The 14,917-nt window shown below is 67.6% G+C and carries 10 protein-coding genes; 8 read left to right on the plus strand and 2 right to left on the minus strand.

Features of this window, described 5'->3' with window-relative positions; all coding sequences use genetic code 11:
• Nucleotides 1-4: 4 nt before the first annotated feature.
• From LGN17_RS01315 to LGN17_RS01330, 4 genes are all read left to right on the plus strand, one after another.
• A complete protein-coding gene (locus LGN17_RS01315) occupies nucleotides 5-2,425 on the plus strand; it encodes a glycoside hydrolase family 31 protein (RefSeq protein WP_226194836.1) in 2,421 nt (806 codons plus the stop codon).
• A 112-nt stretch (nucleotides 2,426-2,537) separates the two neighbouring features.
• Complete coding sequence (locus tag LGN17_RS01320) at nucleotides 2,538-3,725, plus strand: porin (RefSeq protein WP_226194837.1); 1,188 nt, start codon at nucleotides 2,538-2,540, stop codon at nucleotides 3,723-3,725.
• Between the two features lie 317 nt (nucleotides 3,726-4,042).
• The gene (locus LGN17_RS01325) at nucleotides 4,043-6,064 is read left to right on the plus strand and encodes a BCCT family transporter (RefSeq protein ID WP_226194838.1); all 2,022 of its coding nucleotides are present in this window, start codon (nucleotides 4,043-4,045) and stop codon (nucleotides 6,062-6,064) included.
• 61 nt (nucleotides 6,065-6,125) lie between these two features.
• The gene (locus LGN17_RS01330) at nucleotides 6,126-6,437 is read left to right on the plus strand and encodes a hypothetical protein (RefSeq protein ID WP_226194839.1); all 312 of its coding nucleotides are present in this window, start codon (nucleotides 6,126-6,128) and stop codon (nucleotides 6,435-6,437) included.
• Between the two features lie 99 nt (nucleotides 6,438-6,536).
• Here the strand turns inward: LGN17_RS01330 and LGN17_RS01335 are convergent, their stop codons facing one another.
• The gene (locus LGN17_RS01335; RefSeq protein WP_226194840.1) at nucleotides 6,537-7,388 is read right to left on the minus strand and encodes a class I SAM-dependent methyltransferase; all 852 of its coding nucleotides are present in this window, start codon (nucleotides 7,386-7,388) and stop codon (nucleotides 6,537-6,539) included.
• A 465-nt stretch (nucleotides 7,389-7,853) separates the two neighbouring features.
• On the opposite strand from LGN17_RS01335, the gene LGN17_RS01340 reads away from it, so the two are divergent.
• From LGN17_RS01340 to LGN17_RS01355, 4 genes are all read left to right on the plus strand, one after another.
• Nucleotides 7,854-9,920, plus strand: a complete 2,067-nt coding sequence (locus LGN17_RS01340) for a lipoxygenase family protein (RefSeq protein ID WP_226194841.1) — start codon at nucleotides 7,854-7,856, stop codon at nucleotides 9,918-9,920.
• A 107-nt stretch (nucleotides 9,921-10,027) separates the two neighbouring features.
• A complete protein-coding gene (locus LGN17_RS01345; protein WP_226194842.1) occupies nucleotides 10,028-11,491 on the plus strand; it encodes a metallophosphoesterase family protein in 1,464 nt (487 codons plus the stop codon).
• On the plus strand, nucleotides 11,488-12,882 hold the full coding sequence (locus LGN17_RS01350; protein WP_226194843.1) for a cytochrome-c peroxidase: 1,395 nt from the start codon (nucleotides 11,488-11,490) through the stop codon (nucleotides 12,880-12,882). The genes LGN17_RS01345 and LGN17_RS01350 overlap by 4 nt, the downstream gene beginning before the upstream one ends.
• A gap of 97 nt (nucleotides 12,883-12,979) precedes the next feature.
• Nucleotides 12,980-13,255, plus strand: coding sequence for a hypothetical protein (locus LGN17_RS01355; protein WP_175968266.1), 276 nt, complete (start codon nucleotides 12,980-12,982; stop codon nucleotides 13,253-13,255).
• An 81-nt stretch (nucleotides 13,256-13,336) separates the two neighbouring features.
• Here the strand turns inward: LGN17_RS01355 and LGN17_RS01360 are convergent, their stop codons facing one another.
• Entirely contained in the window at nucleotides 13,337-14,821 is a 1,485-nt protein-coding gene (locus LGN17_RS01360; RefSeq protein ID WP_226194844.1) for a PLP-dependent aminotransferase family protein, read from the minus strand.
• Nucleotides 14,822-14,917 lie beyond the last annotated feature (96 nt).

Below are 14,917 nucleotides of genomic sequence, written 5' to 3' on the forward strand. Positions count from 1 at the left end.
ATTCATGACTTCGCTTCTTCATCCGCCCGTGTTCCGCGTCGCCGGCCGGCACGCGAACCGTGTGCTGCTCGCCTCCGAGGCGGGCGCGACCATCGAGATCTTCGTGCTCGAGGACGACATCGTGCGCGTGCGCGTGCTGCCCAACGCGACGGCGCGCAACCCGCGCACATGGTCGATCGCACCGGGCCTCGACGACGTGCCGCTCGACGGGCGCGACCGCCTCGACCTCGACGGCTTTGCCCTGCCCGCCTATACGCTCGACGAAGACGACGACGGCGTGCGCATCGAGACCGCGCAGATCCGCGTCGTGGTGCGCCGGCAAGGCGGCCATTGCACGTGGTCGATGCGCGGCGCGGACGGCACGTGGCGCGTTGCACTCGCCGACCGAGCGACGCAGGCGTACAACTTCGGCTGGTGGGACGATCGCGCGTATCACTACGTCGCCCGCGAGCGGGGCGACAAGGTGTTCGGCCTCGGCGAACGCGCGGGCGACCTCGACCGCACCGGCGCGCGCTTCGAGATGCGCAACATCGACGCGATGGGCTACAGCGCGAAACACACCGACCCGCTGTACAAGCACATTCCGTTCTATATCACGTGGTCGCCCGATGCATGCCAGGGGTTCGGGCTGTTCTACGACACGCTGTCGGACTGCGCGTTCGACATGGGCCGCGAGCTGGACAACTATCACGGCCCGTACCGTTATTTCGTCGCCGAGCACGGCGATCTCGACTACTACTTCATCGCATCGCCCGATACGCCGCTCGCGGCCGCGCGGCGCTTCACGTGGCTCACCGGGCGCCCCGCGCGCACGCCGAAATGGGGGCTCGGCTATTCGGGCTCGACGATGAGCTACACCGATGCGCCGGACGCGCAGCAGCAGATGAACCAGTTCGTCGAACAGTGCGACACGCACGACATCCTGTGCGATTCGTTCCACCTGTCGTCGGGCTATACGTCGATCGGCGCGAAGCGCTACGTGTTCAACTGGAACCGCGACAAGTTTCCCGACGCGAAGGGCTTCGTGAAGCATTACCGCGACCACGGCATTCGCCTGTGCGCGAACATCAAGCCATGCCTGCTGCGCGACCATCCCGCATTCGACGACGCCGCAAAGCGCGGGCTGCTGATCCGCTCGGCGTCCGGCGAGCCTGCGTGGGTGCAGTTCTGGGACGAGGTCGGCGCGTATCTCGACTTTACGCAGCCTGACGCGTACCGCTGGTGGCGCGAGCAGGTCACGTCGGCGCTGCTCGAATACGGGATCGAATCGACCTGGAACGACAACAACGAATACGAGATCTGGTCGCCCGACGCGATCGCACACGGCTTCGGCCAACCGTTCCCCGCGCGCGAGGCGAAAGTCCTGCAGACGATGCTGATGATGCGCGCGTCGCGTGAAGCGCAGCGCGCGCACGCGCCGGGGCAACGGCCGTTCCTGGTGTCGCGCTCCGGCGGCGCCGGCATGCAACGTTATGTCCAGACCTGGTCCGGCGACAACTACACGTCGTGGGAAACCTTGCGCTACAACCTGAAAATGGGCCTGGGGCTCGCGCTGTCGGGCGTGTCGAACATCGGCCACGACATCGGCGGCTTCTCCGGGCCCGCGCCGTCGCCGGAACTGCTGCTGCGCTGGGTGCAGTTCGGCATCTTCATGCCGCGCTTCAGCATCCATTCGTGGAACGACGACGGCACCGTCAACGAGCCGTGGATGTACCCGGAGATCACCGCGCAGATTGCGTCGCTGATCAAGCAGCGCTACCGGCTGCTGCCCTACCTCTATCACCTGCTGTGGCTGTCGACGACGCGCTACGAGCCCGTGCTGCGGCCGACCTTCGCCGATTTCCCCGGCGATGCGCGCTGCTACGACGAATGTGACGAGATGATGCTCGGCGACGCGCTGCTCGTCGCCCCGGTCGTCGATCCCGGCCTGACGGAGCGCACCGTCTACCTGCCGTCTGGCGCGCGCTGGATGTGCTGCGCGAGCGCGCAGTCGTTCGACGGCGGCACGAGCGCGACGCTGCCCGCGCCGTTCGACACGCCGGTGATGTTGCTGCGCGAGGGCCGTGTGCTGCCGCTGAACGTCGCGGAACAGCATTTCGGCGCGCGTGCCGACACGCGCGGCTTCCTCGTCGCGCCGCGCATCGAGGACGGCGTCGCACAGGGCGAATGCGTCGAGGACGACGGCGAGACGGAAGCATGGCGCGACGGCGAATACGGACTGTGGCGCATCGAGACCGGCCGCGAGGCGTCGGGCGCGCTCGGCGTATCGGTGCGCTGGGACGGCCGCCCGGCGCGCCCGGCCGATCGCATCGAGATCCTGCTGCCCGCGTCGCTGCAAGGCCCGGTCGCCGCGCGCGGCGCGCGCGTCGAGCAGGATGCGCAGGATGGCGCATGGCGCCGCCTCGTCGTCGCATTCGACAACTGAACCGCATAACCCTGGCAAGGCGGGCCGTTCATGCGGCCCGCCGCCCGTCACAGAGGAGGCGATCGAGCCTCCCGTCCACCTTGAAAAGATGAAGCGATCTGGAGATTCGACGATGAAAGCACCCGTCAACCGCTATGCAATCCTGATTTTATCGGCCGCGTCGCTCGGCACGACCGCCGCCCACGCGCAGAGCAGCGTGACGCTGTACGGCGTCGTCGACGATTCGCTCGCGTACGTGAACAACCAGCAGGGCCACTCGAACATCTACATGCGCGACGGCAATCTGTATGCGTCGAAGTTCGGGCTGCGCGGCGACGAGGATCTCGGCGGCGGCACGCATGCGATCTTCGACCTGCAGTCCGGCTTCAACCTGAACACCGGCGCGCAATCCGCCGCCGGCACGATCTTCAATCGCCAGGCGTTCGTCGGCCTGCGCAACGATCATTACGGCACGATGACGGCCGGCCGCCAGTACACGCCCTACTTCCTGTTCGTCGGCCCGTACGCGTCGAGCAGCTGGCTGACCGGCGCAACGGGCGCGCATCCGGGCGACATCGACGGCCTCGACACGACGATCCGCGTGAACAATTCGGTTACCTATACGTCGCCGACCTTCGCGGGGCTGACCGCAAGCGCGATGTATGCATTCGGCGGCATTGCGGGCGCGACCGGCAAGGGCAACACGCTCAGCGCCGCGCTGCGTTATGCGAACGGGCCGATCGGCGTCGCGGCCGGCTACCTGCGCATCAACAGCTCGGGCTCGTCGGCCGGCTTCCTGAATCCGTCGATCGCCGCATCGGGCAGCTTCGCGGTGTCCGTATTGAACCAGGGCTACCTGACCGCGAAGGCCGTCGAGCAGGTCGCGGCAGCCGGCAACTATACGCTCGGCGACCTGACGATGGGCGTCAACTATTCGAACGTGAAGTACCTGCCCGGCAACGGCTCCGCGTTCACGGACACGGCTGTGTTCAACACCTACGGCGCGCTCGCCGCGTACCGCTTCACGCCGGCGTTCTCGGTAGCCGGCGCGTTCGCCTACACGCGCGCGTCGAAGGCGAACGGCATCGACAGTGCGGCCCGCTACCAGCAGTATTCGCTGAAGGAGTCGTACAGCCTGTCGAAGCGCACGACACTCTATGCACTGCAGGCATACACGCATTCGAGCGGACAGACGCTCGGTGCGCAAGGCGCCGGCCACGTCATCGACGCGGCACCGATCGTCGGCGATTCGCAGCAGCTCACGCCGTCGACGACGCGCGGCCAGTTCGTCGGCATGGCCGGCATCGCCGTCACGTTCTGAACCCCCACGGCAGCGCCATCGGCGCGCTGCCCCTGCCCCGGGCGACGCGCTTTTCTCGCATTCCACGCGTGCCGTCCGGGCGCCCGACGCATGTCCGCCACGGCGTTTTCGGCGCCCGGTCCGCCCGCCGGGCGAACCCCGCGGGTTTTCTCGATCCCCCCAATACCTTACAATTCGTCAGGCTTATCTCTTCTGCATACCCCTTCTTGCAGTCCTGACACCGCGGTACACTCGACGCACGCCGTATCAGGGTCCGACGCGCAACCCGCGCGCCGGGCGGCGTCGCGCCTTGTTGCGCCCACAACTGGATGCCCGCCATGCCAGATTCCCGTCCCTCGCCCCGCACGACATTCAAGCCGCAGGTCGTCCTGCCCGCGCTCGCGGTCATCGGCGCGCTGCTCGTCGTGTGCGCGTTGCGCCCAAGCGAAGCCGGCGCGCTGTTCTCCGCCGGCCAGCAATGGGTCATCGCGCGCTTCGACTGGTTCTACGTACTCGCCGTCACCGGCTTCCTCGTGTTTCTCGTGCTGATCGCCGCGAGCGACTTCGGCAACATCCGGCTCGGCCCCGACGATGCCGAGCCCGAATTCAGCTTCGTATCGTGGACAGCCATGCTGTTCGCAGCCGGCATGGGCATCGGCCTCATGTATTTCGGCGTCGGCGAGCCGATGCAGCACTTCCTGAAGCCGCCGACCGTCGACCCCGGCACGCCAGCCGCCGCGCGCGAGGCGATGCTGATGACCTTCTTCCACTGGGGCTTCCATGCGTGGGCGATCTACGGGCTGATGGGGCTCGTGCTCGCATACTTCGGCTTCCGCTACAACCTGCCGCTGACGCTGCGCTCCGGGCTGTATCCGGTGCTGCGCGAGCGCATCAACGGGTGGATCGGCCACACGGTCGACGCGTTCGCGCTGGTCGGCACGGTCGCCGGCATCGCGACGACGCTGGGCTACGGCGTGATGCAGCTGAGCGCGGGCCTGCATACCGTCGCCGGCTGGGACACCGGCAGCAACCTGTTTCGCATCGGGCTCGTCGCGGTCGTCGTGATCCTCGCGGGCGTATCGGCCGCAACCGGCCTCGACAAGGGCGTGCGGCGACTGTCCGAGCTGAACCTGCTGCTGGCGTTCCTGCTGCTCGCATTCGTGGTCGTCGCAGGCCCGACGGCGTTCCTGCTGCGCGCGCTCGGCGACAACATCGGCCAGTATCTGTCGAGCCTCGTCGACCTGTCTTTCAGGACGTACGCGTACGCACCGCCGCGCGAGGAAGGCTGGTTCGGCGGCTGGACGATCCTCTACTGGGCATGGTGGGTGTCGTGGTCGCCGTTCGTCGGCATGTTCATCGCGCGCATCTCGCGCGGCCGCACGATCCGCCAGTTCGTGATCGGCGTGCTGCTCGTGCCGACCGCGTTCAACCTCGTGTGGATGACCGTGTTCGGCAACAGCGCGATCTGGCTCGATACGCACGGCGCGGCCGGCGCGCTCGCGCAAACCGCCACCAATGTCGACGCGCTGCTGTTCCGCTTCTTCGACTTCCTGCCGATGCCGCAACTGCTGTCGATCGTCGCGATCGTGCTGATCGCGGTGTTCTTCGTGACGTCCGCCGATTCGGGCGCGTTCGTGATCGACCAGATCGCGACGCGCGGCAACGCGCACTCGCCCGTCTGGCAACGGCTGTTCTGGGCCGCGCTGCTGGGCGTGACTGCCGCGGTGCTGCTGGTCGCGGGCGGGCTCGGCGCATTGCAGGCAATGACGCTGATCGCCGCGCTGCCGGTCGCGATCATCATGATCGCGCTCTGCTACGGGCTGTGGCGCGGGCTCGCTGCCGACCGCGTGCACTATTCGCAGGACGTCGCGCCCGCGACGAGCTTCTGGACCGGCCAGCACTGGCGCCACCGCCTGACCCACATCCTGCGGCAGACGACCGAAGCCGAAGCGCGCCAGTTCGTCGCCGAGACGGTCGAGCCCGCGTTGCGCAAGGTCGCCGACGAACTGCGCGCGGGCGGCGTCGATGCGAACGTGCAACGCGACAGCGACGATGCCGTGCGCCTCACCGTGCCGACCGCCGACCACCGCGATTTCGTGTACGGCGTGCGCGTGACGGTGAAATCCGCGGCGGCGTTCCTCGTGCGCGAGGCGGCCGAGCCGGAAGCGGAGCGGGCCCACGTGTACGGGATCGTTACGTTCTTCGAGGATGGGCGGCTCGGCTACGACGTCGAATACCTGCGCAGCGACGAAGTGATTGCCGACGTGCTGCGCCAGTACGAACGCTACGTGTCGCTCGCGGCCGACACGCGCACGCATCTGCTGAGCCGCGCGCCGGGGCACGCGACGGAGGCTGAATGAACGCGTCCGCCGAAGCCTTGGCCGCGCGGCGCCGGCCCGGCGCGATCGACGGAGCCACGCGATGAGCGGGTTTCTGCAAAGCCGCTCGGCCGACCTCGTCGCGCTCGGCACGCTCGCCGCGCTTTATCTCGGCGGGGCCGGCATCGCACTGTGGCGGATCCGGGCCGCGGCGCCGCGCGGCAAGCTCTACTGGATCGTCTGCATGGCGCTGCTGGCCGGCGGGGCCGTCGCGATGGGCGGCAATCTGTCGCCCGCGCCGAACAGCGGGGAAATGCCGCCCGGTTTCGCGCTCGGCGTCGAGTCCGTCCTGCTCGGCCTCGCGCTGGTTGCCGGCGGTTGCGCGTGGCTGATGCTGCGCGCGCGGCGACGCTGACGCGCAGACGTCACGCGGCCCCGCTTTATCCCGCGCGAACGACAACGCGCGGGGCGAACCGGCCGCCCCTTCCGCGATCCACCGCTTTACCGCGACGCGTTACGCGGACGGTGCCCGCGCCGTCACGAGCCAGCACGCCGCGTCGAAGCGCACCTCCGCGCCGTGCACGTAGCGCTCGAACGCGGCACGCACCGTGTCGACCACACGCCGTCGCGTCGCATCGTCCGTCTCCAGCAGCGCGAGCCCGACCGGGCCCAGTCGGGCGATGTAGTCGTCCAGCGCGGGTTCGGGCAGCGCGCACGCCATATCGATCGGCTCGATCGTAACGTCGGCCCAGCCGCTGTCCGACAGCACCGAAGCGATTCGCTGCCGGTCGCCGAACGCGAACTGCCCCGGCGCGCCGGGCCGCCGCGCGGGCAAGTTCGGCAGCAACGGCGCGGCGGCCCGCTCGGCCGTCGTCATGAACGGGTTGTCGGCCGCGCTGCGCCATGCGACGAACCGCATCTGCGCATCCGGCCGCGCCGCGTGCCGCAGATTCGCGAAGGCCCGGACCGGATCGTCGAAGAACATCACGCCGAGGCGCGACACGATCAGGTCGAAACTTCCGGGCGCGAACCCATGGGTCTGCGCATCCGCACGGACGAAGTGCGCCGGTACGGCGTCGCGAGCGGCGCGCGCCCGCGCGGCGTCGAGCATCGTTGCCGATACATCGATGCCGGTACAGGTCCCGCCCAACCGGATGCGCCGCGCAATGTCGACCGTCACCGCACCCGTGCCGCAGCCGACATCGAGCACGTGTCGGGCGGATAGCGCGACGGCCTCGTCAGCCAGCCACGCCCCGAACGGCGCGAACATGCCGTCGAGCATCGGTTGCACGTCGACCCATGCACGGCCCGACGGCCCGTTCCACAACATGGCCTGATCGCGATTTGCGTCGTGCGCTTCACTCATTTCGAAAGCCCTCCTGTTCCATGAGCCCGTGCCGGGCGATACCCCTACTGTGCTACTTCAAGCCAGCTTGAGGTCAAGCGGTTTCCGACCGGCGAAGCGGCATGCCGACGCGTCCCGACAATTGCGTTTCAAACCAACCGAATTCCTCGAAGATTGCAGCCATTGCCGAGTCATTAAATCCGCTCAATGATTTTTCGCACACGTCATTGCCAATACGACAACCATCATTCTTCAAATCACCGGCAACTTATTTAAACAATGCAAGATCCGCGAAACCCTCAAGACAAAAACCTTTTCACCATGTGACAATTTTTTTAACCGGTTCAGGTAATTTCCAAATCGAACATAAAGCCATCGTATTTAAGCCAATCACCATCAATAATAAACATAAGTCATCCTAAAAAATAAAGTAGGCCGGGTCGAAACATTCGTAAATAAACCGATTCAAACGAGGACTGATTACTCATGAAACGACGCGACTTACTGAAAGCCTCCGCCGTTGCGGCAGGGGCTGCCACCGTTCCTTTCGCCGCCAAAGCCGGCCTGACCGGGCTCGGCAACTGGATCAACTCCGTGGTCGGCACAGTCACGGCCCCGGTCGCCGCGGTGGCCGCGACGGTGGCCCCTTCAACCTCGCCGGTGCTGCCCCAGCACGATACCTACGCCGGCCAGTTGGCTCGCGCTGGGTATACGCAGGCCCAGAAACTGAACTACGTCTGGACCGGCAATTTCCTGAATGCCCCGGGCATTCCGATGGCCGCGACGGTGACGGCCAACGACCTGCCGACCGTCGAATGGCTATTGCTGGCGGCAAGCACGCTCGTCAAGATCCTCACCAACTTCATCGCCGCGCTGCCGGTCACCGCCGCGTCCCTCTGGCAGAACCAGCTGAACGCGATCGCCGCCAGCGTCGCGGCCGCGCAATCGAGCTACGACGCGTTGACGGCAAACCCGAACCTCGGGTCGGCCGCTGTGACGATCCCGTCGCTCCAGACGACGCTGCTCGGCGTGCTGCAAACGATCAACGCGCTGATCCAGTCGATCATTCCGCAGCTGAACACGGTATTCGCCGGACAGGACGCCACGCGCAACGAGTCGAACTACAAGGCGCTGTTCGCGACCATTCCGCTGCCCGACATCGCCAACACGTTTCATCGCGACGACGTGTTCGCGCGCCTGCGGGTCGCGGGCCAGAACCCCGTGCTGATCCAGGGCGTCGCGAGCCTGCCGACGAAGTTCCCGCTGACGGACACGCAGTACCGGCAGGTGATGGGCGCGGCCGACGACCTCGCGACCGCCGGCATCGAAAACCGCCTGTTCCTCCTCGACTACGTGGATCTCGGCACGATCGCGACCGCCGGCCCGGTATCGAAGCTGCTGACGGGCACCGGCTATTCGTACGCGCCGATCGCGCTGTTCGCGATCCCGAAGGGCGGCACGTCGCTGGTTCCGGTCGCGATCCAGTGCGGCCAGGATCCGGCGACGAACCCGATCTTCCTGCCCGCCGCCCCGTCCGATACCTCGGCCTACTGGGCGTGGCAGCAGGCGAAGACGGTCGTGCAGTGTGCGGAAGAGAACTATCACGAGATGTTCGTCCACCTGTCGCGCACGCACTTCGTGAGCGAGGCGTTCGCGATGGCGACCTGGCGCAACCTGGCGCAGACGCACCCGCTGTATCTGCTGCTCGCCCCGCACTTCGAAGGCACGCTCTTCATCAACGAAGGCGCCGCGCTGATCCTGATGCCGAACGTGCCGCTCGGCTTCATCAACACATTGTTCGCGGCGCCGATGCCGACCATTGCGCAGGACATCGCGAGCGACCGGCTGGCATTCGATTTCTACGCGCACATGCTGCCGACCGATCTCGCGAACCGGAAGGTCGACAACCCGGTCACGCTGCCCGACTATCCGTATCGCGACGACGGCCTGCTGATCTGGAACGCGATCCACGCGTGGACGACCGATTACGTGAACGTCTACTACGCGTCGGACAGCGACGTGACGAACGACTACGAACTGACCGCGTGGGTCGACGACGTCGCCGGCAACGGGCATGTGAAGGGCTTCGTGCCGATCACGTCGAGGGCGCAGCTCGCGAGTGTGCTGACGCTCGTGATCTTCAACGCCAGCGCGCAGCACGCGGCCGTCAACTTCTCGCAGCCGGACCTCTGCACCTACGCGCCGGCACTGTCGGCGCTGCTGTCGGCCCCCGCGCCGACCAGCGCCGGCGGCCAGTCGCAGGACAACTGGAACCGGATGCTGCCGCCGATGGTCTCGGCCGTCGAGCGGGTGGCCATCTACGAACTACTGGGCGGCGTGTATTACCGGCAGCTGGGCCAGTACAAGAGCAATGCGTTCCCGTACGCACCGCTGCTCACCGATCCGCGCATCACGCAAAGCGGCGGCCCGCTGTCGCGCTTCCAGCAGGCGCTGCAGCAGGCGGAAGCCACCATCAACACGCGTAACCAGACGCGGCCGACGCCGTATCCGTACCTGTTGCCGAGCCGGATTCCGGCCAGCACCAACATCTGATGCGGCGGCGCCGGACGCCCGATGCAGGCGTCCGGCGCCGATGATTTGCCTTCATATTCATTACATCTTCATTGCGTAGGGTGTCGGTTTTTCCACGGTGGCTCCCCATGCAACGACTCCTTTCCCTCGCGCGGTTCGCGTGCGTCGCGCCGCTCGCGCTCGTCGCCGCGCTGTCCGCGTGCTCGAACCACATCGATTCGCCGGCCGATCCGGCGAGTGCGTCGGTCAACGTCCAGGCCGCATGGGTCGAGATCGGCGACGCGAACCAGGCGATCGCGCGCGTCATCACGAACTACACGCCCCCTTCGGCCAGCGATCCGCTGTGCCCGCAACTGACCGTCGACGGCAAACTGTCGCGCATGACGCTGCGCGCAGGCGCCGCGACCCTCGCCCAGCGGCCGACCGCCAGCGATCCGTCCGATTCGAAGCCGTCGAGCTTCCCGGTGTCCGTCTGCGAGATGACGCTGCCGGCCGGCGCGCAGGCGGCGAGCGTCGCGGGCCGCACGCTGCCGCTGCCGAAGGCGCAGCCGCAACGCATCGCGATCATCGCCGACACCGGCTGCCGCATGAAGAAGGCCGACAACGCCTGGCAGGCGTGCAACGACGCGACCGTCTGGCCGCTCGACACGATCGCGGCCAGCGTCGCGAAACTGTCGCCCGACCTCGTGATGCACATCGGCGACTACCACTATCGCGAGAACGCGTGCCCGCCGGACATCGCCGGCTGCAAGGACAGCCCGTGGGGTTATGGCTGGGATACGTGGCAGGCCGACCTGTTCCGCCCGGCCGCCCCGCTGCTCGCGAAGGCGCCGTGGGTCGTCGTGCGTGGCAACCACGAGGAATGCGCGCGGGCGGGCCAGGGCTGGTTCCGCTTCCTCGATCCGCGCCCGTATTCGGCCGCGCGCTCGTGCGACGATCCGGCCAACGACAACAACGCGAACTATTCGGAACCCTATGCGGTGTCGCTCGGCGGCGGCTCGCAGGTGATCGTGTTCGACACCGCGAAGGTCGGCCGCACGCCGCTCAAGACGACCGACGCGCAATTCGGCATCTACCAGAAGCAGTTCCAGACGGTCGCCGCGCTCGCGTCGAAGGCCGGCATGACGACGACGATCTTCACGAACCACCATCCGATCCTCGCGTTCGCGCCGATCGCCGGCAGCACCCCCGCGCCGGGCAATCTCGCGCTGCAGTCGGTGATGTCGAGCCTCAACGCGCAGGCGTACTACCCGCCCGGCGTGCACGTCGCGCTGCACGGCCACGTGCACGATTTCCAGGCGATCAACTTCTCGTCCGGGCATCCGGCGACGATCGTGTCAGGCAACGGCGGCGACAATCTCGACGTCGCGCTGCCCGACCCGTTCCCGGCCGGCCTGACGCCCGCACCGGGCGCCGTGATCGAGCGGCTGTCGCACAACAACAGCTTCGGCTTCCTGATCATGGAGCGCCGCGCCGCCCCGGCGACCGGCTGGGTGTTCCACGCATATTCGGCGGCCGGCAAGCTGCTCGCATCGTGCAACCAGTCGGGCACGACGCTCGCCTGCGACAAGACGGGGTTCATTGCGCCGTGAGTGAAGGAGTTCGATGTGACGGCCGCCATGCATGCGGCCGGCAGATACTGCGCACCCTCGCCGCTGCCGCGCTCGCCGGCGTGGCGCTCGCGGCTCACGCCGCGCCGGCCGAAACGGTCCTGCTTCCCGGTGCTCCGCCTTCGCGAGTCGTCGATACCATCGGCAACGGCACGCCGCAGGTAACGGGCAAGATCGACGCAGCCACCGCGCGCTTCGCGCCCGACCCGACGCTCGTCGCGCTCGGCCGCCGGATCTTCTTCGATCCGAGATTGTCCGAGCCACGCGGCATGTCGTGCGCGGGCTGCCACGACCCCGGCCGCGCGTTCGCGCCGACGCTGTCGGCCGCCTCGCTCGCGGGGCCCGGCGTGCCGGAAGGCAGCCGGCCCGGGCACTTCAGCCGGCGCAATGCGCCGTCGCTGCTCTATGTGCGCTACGTACCGCGCCGCCACTTCTACCAGGACGACGACGCACCCGCGCCGTCGCCGTTCGGCGGCCTGTTCAGCGACGGCCGTGCTGATACGCTCGCCGAGCAGATTCGCGGGCCGCTGTTCGATCCGGACGAGATGAACAACCGGTCGCCGGCCGCGCTGCTGCGCAAGGTCGACGCGACCGAACTCGCGCCCGATCTCGCCGCACGCTTCGGCGCGACGGTGCGGCGCGATCCCGAGCAACTGGTGCGTGCGCTGGGCCTAGCCGTCGAGGCCTATCTGCAGAGCGACGAGATGGCGCCGTTCACGTCGCGCTTCGACACGTTCCTGCGCACTCGCAAGCCGCTCGCACCGGCCGAGATGCGCGGGCTCGCGCTGTTCCGGAATCCGGACAAGGGCAACTGCATGAGCTGCCATACGCTGTCGGAGACGTCGAGCCGCCCGGAGCGTTCGCTCTTCACCGATTTCGGCTACGACGCGATCGCGGTGCCGCGCAACCGCGCGCTGCCGGCGAACCGCGATCCGCGCCATTTCGACAACGGGTTGTGCGACACCGCACGGCGGCTGCGCTGGCCCGAGCCGACACAATGGTGCGGCTACCTGCGCACGCCGGGGCTGCGCAACGTCGCGGTCAAGCAGACGTTCATGCACAACGGCGTGTTCACGACGCTGCGCGACGCGGTCGCGTTCTACAACACGCGCTCGACCGACCCGGGCTTCTGGTATCACGGGGCCAGAACGTTCGACGACGTGCCGGCTGCCTATCGCGGCAACATCAACGTCAACTCGACGCCGATGAACCGCCGGCCCGGCACGCCGCCCGCGCTGACCGATGCGGAAATCGACGATATCGTCGCGTTCCTCGGCACGCTGACGGACGCGCGCTATACGAAGGTCGCTCCCCCGGTGGCGCCCGCTGCCGCTGCTGGCCGGATCGCGCGAACCGCCGTGCCGGCTCGCTGACCCTGGCCGAACGGCCAGCCGCACGCGCACCTGCTTGCGGCCGTCGCAAACACTGGTTATATTTACAGTACTGTATTTATGAACAGTGAGGTGCGCGATGGAACATCTGGTTCGTATCGTCAACGAAGCCGATCGCCAAGTGCTGGCGTGGCTCCGTGCCCAGGTCGGTGATGCCCGCGTCGAGCGCGCGGCTCGCCAGCTCGGGCATACGCGCAAGCCCTTCCCATCCGCCGTATGCCGGTATCTGGGCATGAGCGCACCGGCCACGCTGCGCCAGGCCGAACGGCCCCGCGCCGCGCGTGATTTCTCGGTCGGCGATCGTTACCTGTCGCTGATCCGCCAGCACCTCGCCATGCATTCGGCCAGCCGATGAAATGGCGGCGGCTGGCGGCGTCGGTCGCGCGAAAAGCCGCGGGGCTTGCCTATTCGCAAGCCCGGCCGGCCGATACCCCGCTTACATGGCTGCCGTGGCTTCCCGTACGAGGCGGCCGAGCGTTTCGAATGCCGCTTCGTGCGCCGCATCGAACACGCGCGTGCAAGCGAGCCGGATATAGCCGTCGAAGCGGTCGGAATTCGAGAAGATCGAGCCGGGCGCGATTCTGACCCCGTGCGCCAGCGCGGCGTCGAACAGCGCTTCGGAGCGCACGCCCTCCGGCAGCGCGATCCACAGCAGCATTCCGCCCGGCGGCTGGTTCATCCGGGTTCCAGCCGGGAAATGCCGCGCAATCGCATCGATCGTCACGTCGCGCTGCACGCGCAACTGTTCGCGGAACCGGTGCAGATGGCGATCGAACGCGCCCGAGCCGACGAATTCGGCCGCAACGGCCTGCAGCAACGCGGCGTTGTGCCGGCTGTGCGCGAACTTCAGCATCTTCACGCGTGCGTGCCAGCGCCCCGCGCTTATCCAGCCAAGCCGCATTCCGGGGGCCAGCACCTTGTTGAACGACGGGCAGTAGATCACCGTGCCGTCGCGATCCCATGCCTTCACCGGCTTGACCGGCTGCGGCGCCTCGACGAGCTCGCGATAAGGTTCGTCCTCGATCACGGCCACGCCATGGCGCGAACATAGCGAGACCAGCGCGGCCTTGCGCTCGTCGGGCATCACGCAGCCGAGCGGGTTCTGCAGGTTCGGCACGACGACCACGGCCCGAATGTCCGGATACGCGGTCAGCGCCACTTCGAGCGCCTCGATCGACAGGCCGGTCGTCGGGCTGGCCGGGATTTCGAGCGCACGCAAGCCGAGGCTTTCGAGCAACTGGATCAAGCCGAAGAAGGCCGGCGATTCGATCGCGATCGTGTCGCCGGGGCGTGCCACCGCGCGCAATGCGAGATTCACGGCATCGACGCCGCCGCTCGTCGACATCACGTCGTCCGGCGTCACCGTCACGCCGTACGACAGCGCGCGCCTGGCCATCGTCTGCCGGAATTCGGGCGAACCGCCAACGGGCCCCGCATCGGTCAGCAAGGTGGGCTTGCGCCGCAACAGCCGGATCGCGAGCGCCTGCAGGCGCTCGGCCGGATACAGCGTGGCCAGCGCGGACGCGCCGCCGAGATTCAGCGCATCGGGCGCCGCGTTCGCGCGGTCGATCACGCGCGATACGCGTTCGTGCAGGCCCGCGAACGGCGGCTCGACGCTCAGCGGTGGCCCCTCGCTTTCCGGCAGCGTTTCGAGCGCGACCGCCGCGCGGCGCCGCACGAAGTAGCCGGAGCGCGGCTTCGCCTCGCACCAGCCGGTATCCTCGAGCCGTCGGAACGCCTGGATCGCGGTCGATAGACTCACGCCGTGCTGTGCCATGAATGCGCGCACCGACGGCATCCGGTCGCCGGGCGACAGCGTGCCGGCCGCGATGATGCGGCGGTAATGCTCGGCGAGCCGTTCGTAAAGCGGTTCGCCGTCCATCGGCAAGGGCGGGCGGGATGAATCGGTGAAAGGCGTCATGCAGGCGATCGTGCCCGCGCGGCCGATCGCACGCCAGATACAGATTCCGGGGAAACCCACCGATACAGCGTCACGAAATCGTCGTCTGCACCGCAA

Origin of the sequence: Burkholderia sp. AU30280 (genome assembly GCF_020420125.1) — a bacterium.
GTDB lineage: Bacteria > Pseudomonadota > Gammaproteobacteria > Burkholderiales > Burkholderiaceae > Burkholderia.

Bases quoted from the DNA above. Each gene is read 5' to 3' on its own strand.
- LGN17_RS01320 (WP_226194837.1), top strand. From the start codon at position 2,538: ATGAAAGCACCCGTCAACCGCTATGCAATCCTGATTTTATCGGCCGCG.
- LGN17_RS01340 (WP_226194841.1), top strand. From the start codon at position 7,854: ATGAAACGACGCGACTTACTGAAAGCCTCCGCCGTTGCGGCAGGGGCT.
- LGN17_RS01345 (WP_226194842.1), top strand. From the start codon at position 10,028: ATGCAACGACTCCTTTCCCTCGCGCGGTTCGCGTGCGTCGCGCCGCTC.
- LGN17_RS01335 (WP_226194840.1), bottom strand. From the start codon at position 7,388: ATGAGTGAAGCGCACGACGCAAATCGCGATCAGGCCATGTTGTGGAAC.
- LGN17_RS01330 (WP_226194839.1), top strand. From the start codon at position 6,126: ATGAGCGGGTTTCTGCAAAGCCGCTCGGCCGACCTCGTCGCGCTCGGC.
- LGN17_RS01355 (WP_175968266.1), top strand. From the start codon at position 12,980: ATGGAACATCTGGTTCGTATCGTCAACGAAGCCGATCGCCAAGTGCTG.
- LGN17_RS01315 (WP_226194836.1), top strand. From the start codon at position 5: ATGACTTCGCTTCTTCATCCGCCCGTGTTCCGCGTCGCCGGCCGGCAC.
- LGN17_RS01325 (WP_226194838.1), top strand. From the start codon at position 4,043: ATGCCAGATTCCCGTCCCTCGCCCCGCACGACATTCAAGCCGCAGGTC.
- LGN17_RS01360 (WP_226194844.1), bottom strand. From the start codon at position 14,821: ATGACGCCTTTCACCGATTCATCCCGCCCGCCCTTGCCGATGGACGGC.